General features: G+C 61.1%; 15 protein-coding genes. 10 read left to right on the forward strand and 5 right to left on the reverse strand.

Annotated features, from left to right (window positions below; translation table 11 throughout):
* Window positions 1-176 precede the first annotated feature (176 nt).
* The gene (locus JMA46_RS08395; protein WP_207344893.1) at window positions 177-1,196 is read left to right on the forward strand and encodes a glutathione S-transferase family protein; all 1,020 of its coding nucleotides are present in this window, start codon (window positions 177-179) and stop codon (window positions 1,194-1,196) included.
* A 107-nt stretch (window positions 1,197-1,303) separates the two neighbouring features.
* A complete protein-coding gene (locus tag JMA46_RS08400; protein WP_207344894.1) occupies window positions 1,304-1,732 on the forward strand; it encodes a VOC family protein in 429 nt (142 codons plus the stop codon).
* Between the two features lie 45 nt (window positions 1,733-1,777).
* Here JMA46_RS08400 and JMA46_RS08405 read toward each other — a convergent pair whose 3' ends face one another.
* Window positions 1,778-2,278, reverse strand: a complete 501-nt coding sequence (locus tag JMA46_RS08405; protein WP_247647171.1) for a MarR family transcriptional regulator — start codon at window positions 2,276-2,278, stop codon at window positions 1,778-1,780.
* A 246-nt stretch (window positions 2,279-2,524) separates the two neighbouring features.
* Between JMA46_RS08405 and JMA46_RS08410 the strand changes: the two genes are divergently transcribed.
* Window positions 2,525-4,255, forward strand: a complete 1,731-nt coding sequence (locus JMA46_RS08410; RefSeq protein ID WP_207344896.1) for an ABC transporter ATP-binding protein — start codon at window positions 2,525-2,527, stop codon at window positions 4,253-4,255.
* A gap of 126 nt (window positions 4,256-4,381) precedes the next feature.
* A complete protein-coding gene (locus JMA46_RS08415) occupies window positions 4,382-5,161 on the forward strand; it encodes an SGNH/GDSL hydrolase family protein (RefSeq protein ID WP_207344897.1) in 780 nt (259 codons plus the stop codon).
* A 451-nt stretch (window positions 5,162-5,612) separates the two neighbouring features.
* Here the strand turns inward: JMA46_RS08415 and JMA46_RS17175 are convergent, their stop codons facing one another.
* The gene (locus JMA46_RS17175) at window positions 5,613-6,329 is read right to left on the reverse strand and encodes a hypothetical protein (protein ID WP_247647172.1); all 717 of its coding nucleotides are present in this window, start codon (window positions 6,327-6,329) and stop codon (window positions 5,613-5,615) included.
* 474 nt (window positions 6,330-6,803) lie between these two features.
* On the opposite strand from JMA46_RS17175, the gene rpmB reads away from it, so the two are divergent.
* From rpmB to JMA46_RS08450, 6 genes are all read left to right on the forward strand, one after another.
* The gene (gene rpmB, locus JMA46_RS08425; protein WP_038465685.1) at window positions 6,804-7,040 is read left to right on the forward strand and encodes a 50S ribosomal protein L28; all 237 of its coding nucleotides are present in this window, start codon (window positions 6,804-6,806) and stop codon (window positions 7,038-7,040) included.
* Window positions 7,040-7,207 (forward strand): 50S ribosomal protein L33, encoded by a 168-nt coding sequence (gene rpmG, locus JMA46_RS08430; RefSeq protein ID WP_044574616.1) that lies wholly within the window; start codon window positions 7,040-7,042, stop codon window positions 7,205-7,207. The genes rpmB and rpmG overlap by 1 nt, the downstream gene beginning before the upstream one ends.
* A 4-nt stretch (window positions 7,208-7,211) precedes the next feature.
* Entirely contained in the window at window positions 7,212-7,517 is a 306-nt protein-coding gene (rpsN, locus tag JMA46_RS08435; RefSeq protein WP_062285947.1) for a 30S ribosomal protein S14, read from the forward strand.
* Between the two features lie 288 nt (window positions 7,518-7,805).
* A complete protein-coding gene (locus JMA46_RS08440) occupies window positions 7,806-8,087 on the forward strand; it encodes an HU family DNA-binding protein (RefSeq protein ID WP_207344899.1) in 282 nt (93 codons plus the stop codon).
* A 159-nt stretch (window positions 8,088-8,246) separates the two neighbouring features.
* Window positions 8,247-10,514 (forward strand): cytochrome c oxidase assembly protein, encoded by a 2,268-nt coding sequence (locus JMA46_RS08445; RefSeq protein WP_207344900.1) that lies wholly within the window; start codon window positions 8,247-8,249, stop codon window positions 10,512-10,514.
* Window positions 10,514-12,439, forward strand: a complete 1,926-nt coding sequence (locus JMA46_RS08450) for an NHL domain-containing thioredoxin family protein (protein ID WP_348770095.1) — start codon at window positions 10,514-10,516, stop codon at window positions 12,437-12,439. The genes JMA46_RS08445 and JMA46_RS08450 overlap by 1 nt, the downstream gene beginning before the upstream one ends.
* A 44-nt stretch (window positions 12,440-12,483) precedes the next feature.
* Here JMA46_RS08450 and JMA46_RS08455 read toward each other — a convergent pair whose 3' ends face one another.
* Genes JMA46_RS08455 through JMA46_RS08465 form a run of 3 tightly spaced genes read right to left on the reverse strand, consistent with a single transcriptional unit; the run spans window position 12,484 to window position 16,123 of the window.
* Window positions 12,484-13,548, reverse strand: coding sequence for a hypothetical protein (locus JMA46_RS08455; protein ID WP_207344901.1), 1,065 nt, complete (start codon window positions 13,546-13,548; stop codon window positions 12,484-12,486).
* A gap of 36 nt (window positions 13,549-13,584) precedes the next feature.
* Complete coding sequence (locus JMA46_RS08460) at window positions 13,585-15,177, reverse strand: helicase HerA-like domain-containing protein (protein ID WP_207344902.1); 1,593 nt, start codon at window positions 15,175-15,177, stop codon at window positions 13,585-13,587.
* A gap of 19 nt (window positions 15,178-15,196) precedes the next feature.
* Window positions 15,197-16,123 (reverse strand): AEC family transporter, encoded by a 927-nt coding sequence (locus tag JMA46_RS08465; RefSeq protein ID WP_207344903.1) that lies wholly within the window; start codon window positions 16,121-16,123, stop codon window positions 15,197-15,199.
* Window positions 16,124-16,243: the final 120 nt, after the last annotated feature.

Raw genomic sequence — 16,243 nt, forward strand, 5'->3', positions numbered from 1 at the left:
TCTGCGGCGATGGTTTCTTGGGCCGCCATGGAAGGTCCTCACTTTGGGTCGCGTTCTTGCGGATCGTTCACCTGGTGCTAGTCGATCATAGGCCGCGAGTTTTTGTTGAGTAAAGCCGGTGACGTTATTGGGCCTAGCTGCTGGCGGGCCCCACGGGCCCGGCATAGGCTGGCGGTATGGACACTCACGGCAAGGATTTCAGCAAAAAAGACTTCAGTACTAAAGGCACATATGTCACGGGATCCGAGTACACCCGCGATACAAACTACATTGAAACCCGCATCACCCGAGACGGGGTGGATGGCTTTCCGGTAGAGGCAGGCCGCTACCGGCTCATAGTTGCCAGGGCATGTCCGTGGGCGCACAGATCCACTATTGTGCGCCGACTGTTGGGCCTTGAGGACGCCATCTCGATTGGGGTTTGCGGGCCCACGCACGACGTGCGTTCCTGGACCTTCGACTTGGACCCCGGCGGGGTTGATCCTGTGCTGGGAATTGAACGGATCCAGGAGGCATACTTCAAGCGCACGCCCGACTATGCACGCGGGATCACCGTTCCGGCCATCGTGGATGTGCCCAGCGGGGCTGTTGTGACAAACAACTTCCCGCAAATAACTCTTGACTTCTCCACTGAATGGAAGGAATTTCAGCGAGAAGGAGCCCCTGACCTGTATCCGGAAGAGTTGCGGGCGGAAATGGCGGAGGTGAACCAGCGCGTCTTCACCGAGGTCAACAACGGCGTGTACAGATGTGGCTTTGCCGGCAGCCAGGAGGCGTACGAGTCTGCCTATTTGCGGCTCTTTGCAAATCTGGACTGGCTGGAAGAGCGCCTCGCCAGCCGGCGCTACCTAATGGGGGGAAGCATCACCGAGGCGGATGTGCGGCTGTTCACCACACTTGTTCGCTTTGATGCTGTCTACCACGGCCACTTCAAGTGCAACCGCAACAAGCTCACCGAGATGCCCGTCCTGTGGGCCTATGCGCGTGACTTGTTCCAAACGCCCGGTTTTGGCGACACCGTGGACTTTGAGCAGATCAAGGCGCACTATTACATCGTTCATACGGACCTGAATCCCACCCACATTGTGCCGCTGGGTCCAGACCCCTCAGGTTGGGCTACACCCCACGGCCGCGAAGCTCTTGGAGGGAGGCCTTTTGGGGCGGGGACTGCACCAACGCGCGCCGTGGACGCCTAAATGTTAGCAGGCACCGCCGCTGACAAAACCCGTTACTGACAAATGCCCGGGTAGGGGGGGAATAATTACCTGCAACCAGTTCGTGCACGCAATCAAGGAGATCCGTTATGGCCACTCACCTGAATCCATACTTGAGCTTTCGTGACAATGCCAGGGAAGCGATGGAGTTCTACCAAACGGTCTTTGGCGGCACGCTTGAGGTGACCACTTTCGGCGAATTCAGCATGGCCCAGGACCCGGCCGACACCGACAAGGTCATGCACTCCATGCTCACCAGCAACAGCGGACTCGTCCTGATGGGCTCCGATGCGCCCTCCTCCATGGACTCGAGGGAACTCTCCCACGGCACGGACCACACTGTGTCCCTCAGTGGTGAGGACGAGACGGAGCTGCGCGGCTACTGGGACAAGCTTTCCGACGGCGGCCAAGTCGCCATGTCGTTTGAGAAAGCTCCCTGGGGCGACACTTTTGGCATGTGCACGGACAAGTTTGGTGTGCCATGGATGATCACCGTCGCCGGGACGCCAGCGCAGTAGCCCGAAACCACCGCAAAGCCAGCACGGAGCGGAGAGTCACGGCAGTTAGTCGTGCAGCACGCTGAGTATCCGGGCCAATTCGGCGCGATCATGCTGGTTGAGCCGGGAAAAATACTCCGTGGACTTGTCACGGCGCTCGGCCTGAATGTCGGCGAAGAGTTTTTGCCCGGCGTTGGTTGCCACGATCAGCGTTGCCCGCCTGTCGGTGGGGTCCGGATCCCGGCGCACCAGACCCTTCGCTTCCAGCTGGTCCACTACCTCGGTGGCTGAGCGCGGAGCAATGCGAAGCCGCCCCGCCAGGTCCTTGAGCCGGACGTCCCCCTGGCTGCAATCGATGCTGGCCTGAACGGCGCCTGCCCCGGCGCCGCCAGCGGTCTCAGCAGGCATATCGGGGTGGCGGCGCATCAACGTCAACAGCGCCCGCCACTGGTGCGGAGTCAGCTCCCAAGGGGCTAATTGCTCTGACCACGTGCGTCGCAGGCCACGGAATGCTGCGTGAAACAGTTCGCCAAGATCTGGCAAATCATCAGGTGAGTCCACGTACATAAGCATACTAACCTTGACAACGAACCACATAGTGAGGTTACATCTACAATAAATAGTACGAGTCCCGCTCCTCGCGCACCACATGGAGGTGTCCCCTTGACGGAGAACATCCTCAAGCGAAAACCCGGACGTGCGCGATCCGTCCCCCAGAAATCCAGTGCGGGCGGCCTGGGACGTGGTCCGGCCCGCGTCAACCCTGCCGACAAAGCTCAAATTAAACGCCACCCCGTGAGTCTGAAACGGGTGATGGCATTGTTCGCACCGCACAAAGTGACTATCACCGTCGTCGTACTGTTGATCAGCGCCTCGAGCCTGATCAGCCTGGCCCAACCGTTTCTAGTCAGAAGTGTCATTGACACAGCACTGCCCGAAGAGGATCTATCAATGCTGGGGTGGCTCGCCGGTGCCATGATTGCGGTTGCCGCAGCAACTGCCCTTATCGGCGTAGTGCAGACGTGGATGACAACGTCAATGGGGCAGAAAATCATGCACGAGCTGCGCACCCGGCTGTTCGCGCACCTACAAAAACAATCACTTGCGTTCTTCACCAAGACACGCAGCGGCGAAGTGCAGTCACGCCTCAACAACGACATTTCCGGCATGCAGTCAGTCATCACGTCCACCGCCACCGGCGTCGCCTCCAATGTGACAATCGCGGTGGGCACGGCCGTCGCCATGGTGGTGCTATCCCCGCAGCTGGCCCTGCTCTCACTGATCGTCATCCCGCCAGCCGTCTGGTTTTCCCGCCGCGTGGCGCTGCTGCGGCGCGACATTACCAGCACCATGCAGGCCGAGCTGGCGACCATGAACACTTATGTGGAGGAAGGGCTTAGCATCTCCGGCGTGCGATTGGCGAAAACACTGGGCACCACCGGCCGTGATGCCACGCGCTACACCGAAAGCTCCAAACGCCTTATCGGGCTGGAACTCCGTTCGCAGCTGGCTGGGCGATGGCGGATGGCCACCATGGGCATCATTTTCTCCGCCATCCCAGCGCTCATCTACTTTGCCGGCGGACTTCCCGGGAATACCATGAGCATCGGTACCATCGTCGCATTCGCGGCGCTGCAGGCTACCATTTTTCGTCCCATCATGGGCCTGCTCAACCTTGGCGTCCAGTGGGTCACGGCCATGGCGCTCTTCAGCCGCATCTTCGAATACCTCGACATGGTGCCGGAAATCACGGGCCCCGCCCACCCAGTCGATTTGGATCCGGCACTGGTGCGCGGCGAGGTCAGCTTTGAAAACGTACATTTTGCGTACGACGGCGGCCCTGACGTTTTGCGCGGAATCAACCTTGCGCTTCCCGCCGGCACCACAACGGCCGTGGTGGGCCCCACAGGTTCGGGTAAGTCGACGCTTGGGGCACTTGTACCACGGCTGCACGATGTCACAGCGGGGAGGGTCACAATCGACGGTGTGGACGTCCGTGACATTGCACCGAACGTGCTGGCTCGCATAGTCGGTGTCGTCTCGCAAGAGACGTACCTGAGCCACGCTTCAATCAGGGACAACCTGCTGCTCGCTGCGCCGCAAGCTGACGATGCCACATTGTGGAAGTCGCTGGCCTCGGCCCAGATCGCAGACCACGTTGCCGCGCTCCCCGAAGGACTCGACACTCTTGTTGGCGCCCGCGGCCACCGCTTCTCCGGTGGAGAGCAACAGCGGCTCGCCATTGCCCGGACCATCCTGCGCAACCCTCGGGTGCTGGTTCTTGACGAAGCCACCTCAGCTCTTGACAACTCCACGGAGGCAGCCGTCCAGGTGGCCCTTGACAGGCTGGCCGTCGGCCGAACGACGCTGTCCATCGCACACCGGCTCTCCACTGTCGACGACGCTGAACAGCTGGCAGTGCTTTCCGATGGGCTCGTGGTGGAAGTAGGGGTGCCAAAAGAACTTCGTGATGCAGGCGGCGCCTACGCGGCGCTCGTCGCTGTTGGCGAGGAGCTGGAAGTAATTTCACAGAACGCAGTGTGAAGCAACCAGGCTCGAAGTCTCGAATCACAGACCGAATCAGGTGGACATAAGATGAGCGTAGTAAAAACTTGGTCGCTGCCGCGCCAGCTGGCGCCTGCCCCGAATGCCTGAAATTGAGGAATACACATGGAAATGTCGGCACGGTATGTCGCGTTGGGGGACTCTTTCACTGAAGGCCTCGGAGACACCGACCCCATGCTTCCCAACCAAGTTCGGGGGTGGGCGGACAGGCTAGCTGAGCAATTGGCGCTGGCGCACCCGGATGGCCCGCAGGCGTTCGGCTATGCCAACTTGGCGGTACGGGGCAAGAAAATGCGCCAGATCCTGGGCGAACAAATAGATGTCGCAGTGGGCATGAACCCCACACTTGTCACTATTTACGCGGGGATCAATGACATCCTTCGTCCCAAGGTGGACATTGACGCCCTCGTTACGGGCTACGCCGAAGGTATCGCGAAACTGGCGGGGACCGGCGCCCGCGTTCTCGTCTTCACGGGTTTCGATGCCAGCACGTCGAAGGTTTTCGCAACCATTCGTGGACGAACGGCCATCTATAACGAGTTGCTGCGCGAAGTTGCCCAAGACCATGGCGCTGACCTCGTTGACTATTGGCGTTTCCGTGAATACAACGACTGGCGGTTGTGGGGGATCGACCGTATGCATATGTCTGCACCCGGGCACATCAACATGGCCAACCGTGTACTCGGGCAGCTGGGCGAAGCCGCCCGCATCCCCCTGCCCGAGTTGCCTCCCGTCCTTGCCAAAACCGCCACCGAAACGCTCGTGGACAACGCGGTCTGGACTAAAGAGTACGTGGGTCCCTGGGTCAGCCGGCGCCTCCGCGGAGTCTCCTCCGGAGACGCGCTCAGCGCACGCTGGCCAGTCCTGCGGCCGCCAGCGGGCTAAACCCCACGAAGATGCGACGCCGCGTCCACACTTTCACTGTTTGGCAGCATCATGCCCGGAAACCTTACGCAGGGCCATGCTTCGCCATGCAAGTTGGCGAGTGACTGCCGGTGAGTAGAGTGTTGGCACGTTCGTTGTGCTGGACTCACCCGATGCTGCGACCATGTGCGGACAACGAAACAGAAGGATCATGTGCACTGTTTCGAGGGGAAGTGCCCCTGTACGCTACAGTCAGTGCAGAGTGTGAAACAGATCTCACCGAACAGCAACTCCCTGATGAAACGAGGGGCCCTTGGGGATACCTCGCATGAATCAAGGCCCGCACCGTGAGACAGCCTGCGAGCAGCGAACTCCGGGAGATTTGATCAGTTCGTCCACCTACAAAGGCGTATTAGACGGTTGAAAGCAAAAGTGTCAGCAAGATTTCAGGACAATTCCAGAAGAGTGACTCTTAGACTGCGCACTGATGTAGAGCATTTTGTAAATGAAAGGATTTGGCAATGACCAAATTGAAGCAATCAGCACTTGTTCGAATTGCTGGTGGTGTACTTGCCACGGCTGTTGTTGGTATGGGGCTGACGGTGGCAGGCATGATGCCGGCGCAAGCCGAATACGATGCACCAGCAACGATTTCATTGGACGCATCCGCCTCTGAAGGTCCGGCGGGCACTATTCTTGCGGGCGAAAACAGCCTCCAGGTCGCGGCCGATGGCGGCCCCGACGGAGCTGCTACTTCGCCGGTAACGATGCCTGAGACGACTCCGGCAACGACGACTGAGACGACTCCGGCAACGACGCCCGAGACAACTCCGGCAACGACGCCCGAGACAACTCCGGCAACAACGCCGGCAACGACGCCCGAGACAACTCCGGCAACAACGCCGGCAACGACGCCCGAGACAACTCCGGCAACAACGCCGGCAACGACGCCTGCAACGACGCCTGCAACGACGCCTGCAACGACGCCTGCCACGGCAACCCCGACTGGGGCTGCCACTGGTTCGACGACGCCGGCCACAACTCCTGCAACAACTCCGGCAACGACGCCTGCCGCAACAACCCCGGCAGGTGCTGCCACTGGGACGACGACCCCTGCCGCAACAACCCCGGCAGGGGCTGGCGCCGGGACGACAACACCCAGAGCGGGCAGCACAAGCCCGCTGGCCAACACCGGTGCCGAAAGCGCCGCGTTGATAACTGGTGGACTGGCCCTGCTGGGGCTGGGTGCGGGGCTGGTATTCGCCCAACGCCGTCGTGCTTCAACAAGGCACTAAGAGCAAGGCACTACGCGCACCAGGTGAATTCCTGGATGGGAGCCGGCGCGGAAATCACTTTCGCACCGGCTCCTTCAATTTTGGGCCCCTATGATTTGTCGATTAGCCATAATCACCTCCCAGCAACTAGACTGGGCAGGCGCTAGGTAGCGCGGAGCGTGTGCAATTGCTCCGGTTTGCGGTGATTATCCTCCCGCTGGCCGGTAGTTAGGGGCTCAAGTTGCGTGCATTCGGGTATTCGCCGGAGAGCCACGTTCTCATCCTCATGAAAAATGACGACTGGGAATCATGCTGTCCAAGGGCGGACGCTGCCTACTCGCACGGTTTACACCAGTGAACCGTTTCCATTCATGTTTATAGGAGTGATCATGGCAGCTCATTGCCAGGTGACCGGAGCCGAGCCGGGCTTTGGACATAGCATTTCGCACTCGCACCGTCGCAACAAGCGTCGGTTCGATCCGAATATCCAGAAGAAGCGCTACTGGGTACCGTCCTTGCGCCGCAACGTCACGTTGCAGCTGTCCGTCAAGGGCATCAAGACCATCGACGTTCGCGGTATTGACGCCGTCGTCGCCGAAATTCTCGCTCGTGGGGTGAAGCTCTAGTGGCAAAAGACAAGGACGTACGTCCGATCATCAAGCTGAAGAGCACCGCGGGCACCGGTTTCACGTACGTAACCCGCAAGAACCGTCGTAACACTCCGGACCGTTTGGTTCTGAAGAAGTACGATCCCAAGATCCGTCAGCACGTCGAATTCCGAGAGGAGCGCTAAGACTATGGCTAAGAAGTCCATGATCGCGAAGAACGAGCAGCGCAAGGTCATCGTAGAGCGTTACGCCGAGAAGCGTCTCGCCCTGAAGAAGGCCCTCGTCAGCCCGACCTCCACCGACGAAGAGCGCGAAGCGGCCCGCTTGGGCCTGCAGAAGCTCCCCCGCAACGCATCGCCGGTACGTGTTCGTAACCGCGACGCCATTGACGGCCGTCCCCGTGGAACGCTCCAGAAGTTCGGCATCTCCCGTGTACGCTTCCGCAAGATGGCGCACGCTGGCGAACTGCCCGGCATCAAGAAGTCCAGCTGGTAATACCGGCTTGAGCTGATAAATTCGGCTTGAATTAGGGCGGCAACCTTCGGGTTGCCGCCCTTTTTGCTGCCCTCGGCAGGTGGGAAAAGCCAGCCAAGGCACTGGTTTTAGGCCGCCAAGATGTCGGCTGTGAGCGGAATATCCCTAGAATCCGGGGAATTCGCCTTGAAAAGCGCCTGAAATGACTGAAATTTGCCGGAATCTCGCGGAATAACTGGTAAGTTCGCTAGCAGTGGTTGACACGCAACCGCGTGGAATTAGATCTACTTGACGTCCAGGAGGACAAACATGGCTAAGAATCGTAGCGAATTGGTTGCTGAAGTTGCTGCAAAGGCTGAGACCAGCCAGACCGCAGTGAACGGCGTTTTGGATGCACTCTTCGCCGTCTTCGAGAGCTCAGTTGCAGCTGGCGAAAAGATCACCATCCCGGGCTGGCTCTCCGTTGAGCGCACCGACCGTGCAGCTCGCACCGGCCGCAACCCGCAGACCGGTGAGACCATTCAGATCGCAGCAGGCCACAGCGTGAAGCTCTCCGCCGGCTCCAAGCTGAAGGCTGCCGTCAAGAAGTAATGCTTCTGCGCACCAGATGAAGACGGCCAGCATCTGCTGGCCGTCTTCACGTGTTTAACGCATAAGTCGGCATTGCTGGCCGTGCGGACCCCGGGCCCGGTACTTTCCTGTGAGCTCCCTGATTCGCCCGAATCTCGCCGGGTGCAGGACAATGGAAGGGTGCCACCCGTAGATACTTCTCCCGCGACCACCCTCAGACCTGCGCCTACTTCCCGCGGAGGTAATTTTGCCGACGGGATTCGCAGCCGTTGGTGGTGGCTTGGGCTGGTCGCTGCGGTAGTCGCCGTCGTGTCGGCCCTTGTATTTACCGGGGCAGCAGCCGTTGAGCAGCTGGCCGATCCCGGCGCAGTGACCCGCTGGGGGCTGCCGCTGGCAACAACCATCCATAACCTGGCCCTGTCCGCAGTGATCGGTGCGCTGGTGTTCGCCGTCGTCATCTTGCCCAAGGATCTTAAGACTCATCGCCCACACTCCGGCAGCTCCAAAGTGGATTCCGCGAAGCGGGAGAACAGGCCGGAACATCCCGCCTTTGCCCGAGCCCTGACACTTGCCATGGTGGCCGGTGGGGTATGGACTCTGTCCGCGATCGCCGTCCTGATCCTGACGTACTCCAACATTTCCGGCCTGGCCCTGGCTGGCACTACTGACTACACCAATATGCTGGTGTTCTTCATGACCGAGCTCGCCGTGGGGCAAGCCTGGCTGATGGTCGTCATTATTGCCGCTGTGGTCACCACCCTGGTCATTGGTCTGCGCAGCGTCAGTGGCTTGGCTGTGCCGCTGGTGCTTGCCTTGATTTCCTTTGTCCCGCAAGCGCTGATTGGCCACTCAGCCTCCAGCGCAGACCACAAGGGTGCCGTCAACTCCCTGTTCCTGCACATTACCGGTGCCTCCTTGTGGGTGGGCGGCATCATCGTCCTGGTGGTGCTTTCCGGTGTCCTGGGCGGCATTACCGCAAAGGTACTCAAACGCTTCTCCGGCTTGGCCATCTTTGCTTTTGCCGGTGTGGCAGCCTCCGGCGTGATCAACGCCTCCATCCGCATCACGAACTGGCACGACCTCTTCTACTCCTCCTACGGGCAGCTGATCCTCGCCAAAGCGGGGGCAACCATTGTGCTGGGTGTCATTGGGTACATGCACCGCGAATGGATCATTCCAAAACTGGCCGGGGGAGACAAACACAACGGCACGGAAAATACGCGCCGCCTGTTGTGGCAGCTGATTTTTGTTGAGCTGTTGATCATGGGCATTGTCAGCGGCCTCGCTGTAGGGCTGAGCCGTTCCGCACCACCGCAGTCCCGTGAGCTCTCGGTGCAGGCACTCACCCCGGCCCAGATCCTCACCGGCTACCCGTTGCCACCTGAACTCGATTTTGCGCGTTGGTTCAGCGAATGGCGCATGGACTGGCTGTGGGTGGCGTTTGCCGCCTTGGCGGCAGCGGCCTACCTTGCCGGGTTGGTGAAGCTGCACAAACGCGGCGACAAGTGGCCTGTGCTGCGCAGTGTTTCCTGGTTCGTAGGGCTCCTGGCCCTTGTCTACATCACCTCGGGTGGCCCTGCGGTCTACGGTGCCGTGATGTTCAGTGCGCACATGGTGGAGCATATGGCCCTGATGGCCATTGCCCCGCTGTTCATGGCGCTGGGCTCCCCGATCTCACTGGCATTGCAGGCGCTGACTCCGCGCAGGGACGGCTCACGTGGCATCCGCGAGTGGATCTTGGTGCTTGTGCACTCAAAGTATTCGAAGGTTGTCACGCACCCGCTCTTTGCCGCGGCAAACTTCTCCGGCAGCTTGTTCCTTTTCTACTATTCACCGGCCTTCAATTTCGCCATGGTCTACCACGTGGGTCATGAGCTCATGATTATTCACTTCACCCTGGCGGGCTACGTCTTTATCCAGAGCATGATCGGCGCCGACCCGCTTCCCACCCGCGCCCCCTACCCGCTGCGGTTGCTGCTGCTGTTGGCGACCATGGCTTTCCACGCGTTCTTCGGGGTATCGCTGATGATGGCCACCGGCCTGCTCTCGGGAGAATACTTTGGCAACATGGGCCGCCCGTGGGGCGATGCGGCACTCATTGACCAGCAGACGGCTGGCGGGATCGCCTGGGGCATCGGCGAAATTCCCACGCTGGCCATCGCCATGGGTGTGGCCTACATGTGGTCCAAGTCCGACGCGCGGGAAACGAAGCGCCGGGACAGGGCTGCGGACAGGAATAAGGAAGCAGAGCTCGGCGCTTACAATGACATGTTCGCCCAGTTGGCAGCGCGCGACGCCGGCATGGCTGAGTCAAACCGTGGGCCCAGCCTGCCGCACCTTCACCAACAAGGTGGCAGCGCAGCACGCGGCACTGGCAAAGATGCTGAAAAGCCCTTCGACAACAGTGAGCCGGGAACCCCGGCAAGCACACAAGGAGAAACGCACTAGTGGATTCCGCAACGAAAACCAGCACCGTCCGCATCCGGGCATCCGAGCTTGTGGGCCGCGGCTGGTTGAACACCGGCGGCGCAGAGCTGAACCTGGAAATGCTGCGCGGCAAGATCGTTATTTTGGATTTTTGGACGTTCTGTTGCATCAACTGCCTGCACGTTTTGGACGAGTTGCGCCCGCTCGAGGAAAAGTACAAGGATGTGCTGGTCACGGTGGGCGTGCACTCACCCAAGTTTGAGCATGAAGCCGACCCCGTGGCGCTGGCTGCCGCAGTGGAGCGCTATGAAATTCACCACCCCGTGCTGGATGACCCGGAGCTGGTGACATGGCAGGCCTACTCGGCCCGCGCCTGGCCAACCCTTGTGGTGGTGGACCCAGAGGGTTACATCGTGGCGCACCTGTCCGGTGAAGGCCACGCTGCCGGACTGGAATCCTTCATTCCTGAACTCATTGCCGAACACGAGGCCAAGGGCACACTGCACCGCGGCGACGGCCCGTACGTTGCCCCGGAGCCTGTCTCCCGGGACCTGCGTTTCCCCGGAAAAGTGCTGCCGCTGGCGAGTGGGAACTTTCTGGTCTCCGATACCGGGCACCACCGCCTCGTCGAAACCGGCCCGGACCTTTCCACAGTGGTCCGCACCATTGGCTCCGGCACCAAGGGCCATGTGGATGGATCCACTGCGGAGGCGCAATTCAATGAGCCGCAGGGCCTGGCCGTGCTCCCGGATGCGCTGGCTGCGGAAGTCGGGTACGACGTCGTCGTGGCTGACTCGGTCAACCACCGCCTGCGCGGCATCACGCTGGCCACCGGCGATGTGCGCACGCTGGCTGGCAATGGTGTGCAGCGCCTGCTCGAGGCTGGCCCGGCACGGGTGAACGACGACGGCGCCAGCACCTCCGCAGCAAACCTCGGCACAGCGCCACTTGAGGTGGCCCTGTCCTCACCTTGGGATGTGGCGTACTCGTCCACTTTGAATGCAGTGGTTATTGCCATGGCCGGAACCCACCAGATCTTCGGCTTTGACCCGGCCAGCGGGGCCGTGACCATCGTGGCAGGCAACGGCTTGGAGGGCCTGCTTGACGGACCGGCGGATCAGGCATGGTTTGCCCAGCCCTCAGGTCTCACCGAGGACGCCAAGGGCAACATTTGGGTGGCGGACTCGGAAACCTCCGCCTTGCGCGTGCTGAAGTTTGCCGACGACGGTGCCGTAAGCGTGGAAACCGCCATTGGTGAAGGCCTCTTTGACTTTGGCTTCCGCGATGGGGAAGCAGCCCAAGCCCGACTGCAGCACCCGCTGGGTGTGGCCGTGCTGCCCGACGGTTCAGTGGCTGTGGCCGACACCTACAACGGCGCAGTGCGCCGTTACGACCCTGCCACGAAGACCGTCAGCACGCTGGCCCGCGGCTTGGCCGAACCCAGCGATGTGCTGCTGGATGAATCCGGCGACGTGCCGCTGCTGATTGTGGTTGAGGCGAACAAGCACCAACTCATCCGCCTGCCGCTGCCCAAGAACGCGCTGCAGGTTGATGAAGGCGCTGCTCAGACACAACGCCCCAAGACCCCGGTTGCCCCGGGCGAGCTGGCGCTGACCATTCGCTTCTCCGCCCCTACCGGGCAAAAGCTTGACGACAGGTGGGGGGATCCCACACAGCTGAAAGTGTCCTCGACTCCGCCGGAGCTGCTGCTCAGTGGAGAAGGAACCTCGGTGGGCCTGTCCAGGACGCTGGTGCTCAGCGCTGACGTGCCCGACGGCGTACTCCACTTCACTGCCCGGGCGGCGGCTTGCGATGGTCCCGAGGACGCAAACGGGGAGATCCCCGACCATGCAGCCTGCCACCTGTACCAACAGGACTGGGGCATCCCCGTGCTCATGCAGGCCGACGGCACCTCCGAACTCGCACTGGACCTGCGCGGGCTCTAAGCTGACCAGCCTCGGAGTTGCTCGGCCGCTGAGCCGCCCAGCTGCTAGGAAGGGCCGGCGTCGTAAGTGACCACGGGGGTCACTCCAACAGTGCTTCCACTGATCGAGAGTTTGGCTGAGAAGCCAAACTCGCTGGTCTTCTTGAACTCTGAGATCAGTCCTGTGAAAAGATCCTGCTGTTTGTAGGAAACCTTTGCTTTGACGCTCAACGGCGCCATGATCCACTTCCCGCCATAGGGGGAGATGGTGGTGGACGGGTATTCCACAATGGTCCAGGTCACTGGTGAAAGCACGCGGTTGGCGGTCTCTGCACTCATGGGGCATCCGGTGGGCAGGAGGACTGCCTGTTTGGCGCAGGCATCCAAGTATTTTCGAATGGTCCCGTCGACTTGGCTCAGCAGGTCGCTGGTGGGTCCGGTGGCAAGTGCCACGGCCGGCACTGTCTGCTTCGGCCCGCTCACCGTCCGGGTGATGGGGGGAGCAGCAAACAGTTCGGAGCGGTATTCAAGCTCATAGCTGCCGGGGTAGAACACGGCAAAAGAGTTCCTGCCGTCAGGCATGTTGGCAGGGGCACCGTTGATGCTCGCTTGGTTTGCGTTCGCCACTGTGGCCGGGATGACGGGCAGTGTGGAGGGCACCATCTCCCAGCTGTCAAAGAAAAGCCAATGCTTCGGGCCTTGTTGCAGAATGAAATCCGTCGACAAGGCCGTGCCTTCAACTGTGTAGTTGACGGTGACGCTTTCGGTGTTGTTCGGGGCTGCAACCGCGTCGGCGATGCTGAGGTTTTGCAGCGCTTTCTGCGACAGTGCAAGCGCTTCGCCGTCCAAGGCCGCGGCGTTGGCACCGGGAACCTTGGCGTTCAGCAGGCCCAGGGCCTTGGCCCCGTTGCCGTCCTTGAGCGCGCCCAAGTATCTTGCGACAGTCCTTTCCGGACCGAAACTTTTCGTGTTCACTACCGCAATGGTCACGATGGATGAGGCCAGGGCAATGGTCAGGACCAACAGCCACAGGGTGACAATTTTATTCAGCGGGGTCCCAGTCTTCACGCCGTCCACTGTACCGGCAAGGGGCCTGCTGGATTGAATCAGCGCGTCCTTGCTCTCGATCATGTCAGTGGTGCTCGTCGAACCGTCCCGGGGCACGGGCTAGCGGCGGCGTTTTCTCGGAGCCGTGCCGAACATGTCCCGCATGAGGTTCCGGCCCAGTGAACTACCCATGGAACGGACCATGCTTTTCAGTCCGCCACCCAACGCCCCGCCTAGGGCGCCGATGACCACGTTCGCCATGCCGCCGTCGTCCGTGGTGTTGGGAATCGCCACCGGCGGCGGGGGAGGAGGCAGCGGTGAACCAACCGCTGGCCCGGTGCTCGGCACGGGGGCAGCCTTTGTCGGGGCCTGGAGCTTTTCGTATGCGGAGACGGGGTCGACGGCGGTGCCATAGGTGGGCAGCAGGCCGGACGCTGCGATGACGGCCTTGACGGCGTCCTCGGTGCTGGGTCCCATGATCGAGCCAGGGGCCCGAAGGCGGGTCAGCGCCACAGGGGTCGGGGCGCCGTTTTCGTTCATGACAGTGACCACGGCCTCGCCAATACCGGCGCTTGTGAGGACCTCAGCCAGATCATAGTCGTTGATGGGGAAGGTTGAGACGGTGGCTTTGAGCGCCTTGGCGTCCTCCGGGGTGAACGCGCGCAGGGCATGCTGGACGCGGTTGGCCAGCTGTGCCAAGACATCGGCGGGCACGTCCTTGGGGGTCTGGGTGACGAAGAAGATCCCCACGCCCTTGGAACGGATCAGCCGGACCGTCTGCGTGATGGCGTTCAGGAAGGCCTTGCTGGCGCCGTTGAACAGCAGGTGGGCCTCATCAAAGAAGAACACCAGTTTTGGCTTGTCGGCGTCGCCCACCTCGGGAAGTTCGCGGAACAAGTCGGCCAGCATCCACATGAGGAAGGTGGAAAACAGGAGGGGCTTGTCTTGGATGCTGGGCAGTTCCAGGCAGGAGATGACGCCGCGGCCGTCCGGCGCTGTGCGCAGCAGCTCCGCCGTGTCGAATTCCGGCATGCCAAAGAACTCACTCATGCCCTGGGCGTCAAGGGTGATGAGATTGCGCAGGATCACCCCAGCCGTGGCCTTGGATAGGCCGCCCAGTTCCTTCAGGTCCTCTTTGCCCTCGTCGGAGGTGAGGAACGTGATGACGGCGCGCAGATCCTTCAGATCGTACAGTTCAAGGCCTTTGGTGTCGGCGTAGTGGAACACCAGTTGCAGGCTGGATTCCTGCGTCTCATTCAAGTCCAGGATGCGGGCCAGCAGGATCGGACCAAAGGAGGTGATGGTGGCACGCACCGGGACACCGTTGCCATTGCCGCCCAGCGCCAGGAACTCGACGGGGAATGCCTTGGATTCCCATTGCTGGCCCAGGGCCTGGGTGCGGGTGGTGAGCTTCTCACTGCCTGTCGCCGCCGTGGCCAAGCCGGTGAGGTCGCCCTTGATGTCTGCCATGAACACGGGCACACCGGCGCTGGAAAGCTGTTCGGCCATCATGTGCAAGGTGACGGTTTTTCCGGTGCCGGTGGCGCCGGCCACCAGCCCATGACGGTTCATCATGGCCAGCGGCAGGGAAACCTGGGCCTCGGGACGGATTTCGCCATCCACCATGGCCGCACCGAGAGCAATTGTGGAGCCGCTGAACGTGTAGCCGGCCTGAAGTTCTGCGATCAATTCTGCTGGGGTTTTGGTAGCCATGCCAACAGCGTACAGTGCCTCAGCCCAAGAGGAAGGCAATGACGAACATGGCAGGGATGGCCAGCACGGTTGTCGCCAGCACGGTGTCTTTGGCCACCGTGACGCCGACTTGGTAGCGCTGGGCGCTCACATATACGTTCTGGGCTGTAGGTAGGGCAGCGGCAACCACGACGGCGAACAGTGCGGCCCCGCTCAGCCCCAAGGCAAAGTGCCCCAGCAGGAAGGCCACAAGCGGATGGACAACGAGTTTGAACCCCGTGGCCAGCAGAATATCGCTGCGTCGCCCTTCAACGGCGGAGAGGGGTTTGCTGGCGCTCAAGGACATGCCGAACGCGATCAGGATGGATGGGATGGCGGCACCGGCGATCAGGTGGAGCGGTTCGGCAAGCAATGCTGGCAGTTGCCATCGTGTGGCTGCGAGAACAAGGCCCACCACGGTTCCCAAAATCATGGGATTGGTGATGATTTGCAACAGGATTCGCCCGGGGGTGGGGCGGTGGCCGCTCGTGAGTGAATCAAGAAGCATCAGGTACATGGGGGTGTAGAACGCGAGTTGAAACACCAGCACGGGGGCAATCAACGCAGCGTCGCCGAGTACGTAGGCCGCAATGGGGATGCCCAGGTTTGCCGCGTTGGCCGTAGAGGAGGACATTGCGGATAACACCGCTTCGCTGAGCGAACGGTTCAAGACAAATTTCACGAGCAGGAAAAAGGCACCGCCGGTGATGATGGCACTGACGGCGGCAACAAGGAGCGGCTCGGCCAAAACACTTCGTAGTTCAGCCTTGGACAGGGTTTCCAGCAAAAGTGCAGGGCTGGCTACGAAGAATGAGAGCCTGCTGAGCACAATGGGGGCGTTCTCGCCCAGCACGTTCTTCCGGCCGACGAACCAGCCCACCAAGATAATGAGCCACACCACCGAGAAACCCTCAAGTACCCCTAACATGGTACGGCGGGGCGGGTACCGTGGCAGGCGGGGATCTTCTCAAGCGACACCTCACAAGCTTAAGCTGAGAAGGCACCTTCCAAGTGCATACAAGCCCTGATGTACCCCAACCCTGCTGTA

It is taken from the genome of Arthrobacter sp. E3, from assembly GCF_017353415.1.
GTDB lineage: Bacteria > Actinomycetota > Actinomycetes > Actinomycetales > Micrococcaceae > Specibacter.

Bases quoted from the DNA above. Each gene is read 5' to 3' on its own strand.
- JMA46_RS08400 (WP_207344894.1), top strand. From the start codon at position 1,304: ATGGCCACTCACCTGAATCCATACTTGAGCTTTCGTGACAATGCCAGG.
- JMA46_RS08405 (WP_247647171.1), bottom strand. From the start codon at position 2,278: ATGTACGTGGACTCACCTGATGATTTGCCAGATCTTGGCGAACTGTTT.
- rpmB (WP_038465685.1), top strand. From the start codon at position 6,804: ATGGCAGCTCATTGCCAGGTGACCGGAGCCGAGCCGGGCTTTGGACAT.
- rpsN (WP_062285947.1), top strand. From the start codon at position 7,212: ATGGCTAAGAAGTCCATGATCGCGAAGAACGAGCAGCGCAAGGTCATC.
- JMA46_RS08410 (WP_207344896.1), top strand. From the start codon at position 2,525: ATGGCATTGTTCGCACCGCACAAAGTGACTATCACCGTCGTCGTACTG.
- JMA46_RS08415 (WP_207344897.1), top strand. From the start codon at position 4,382: ATGGAAATGTCGGCACGGTATGTCGCGTTGGGGGACTCTTTCACTGAA.
- JMA46_RS08460 (WP_207344902.1), bottom strand. From the start codon at position 15,177: ATGGCTACCAAAACCCCAGCAGAATTGATCGCAGAACTTCAGGCCGGC.
- JMA46_RS08465 (WP_207344903.1), bottom strand. From the start codon at position 16,123: ATGTTAGGGGTACTTGAGGGTTTCTCGGTGGTGTGGCTCATTATCTTG.
- JMA46_RS08455 (WP_207344901.1), bottom strand. From the start codon at position 13,548: ATGATCGAGAGCAAGGACGCGCTGATTCAATCCAGCAGGCCCCTTGCC.
- JMA46_RS08440 (WP_207344899.1), top strand. From the start codon at position 7,806: ATGGCTAAGAATCGTAGCGAATTGGTTGCTGAAGTTGCTGCAAAGGCT.
- JMA46_RS08395 (WP_207344893.1), top strand. From the start codon at position 177: ATGGACACTCACGGCAAGGATTTCAGCAAAAAAGACTTCAGTACTAAA.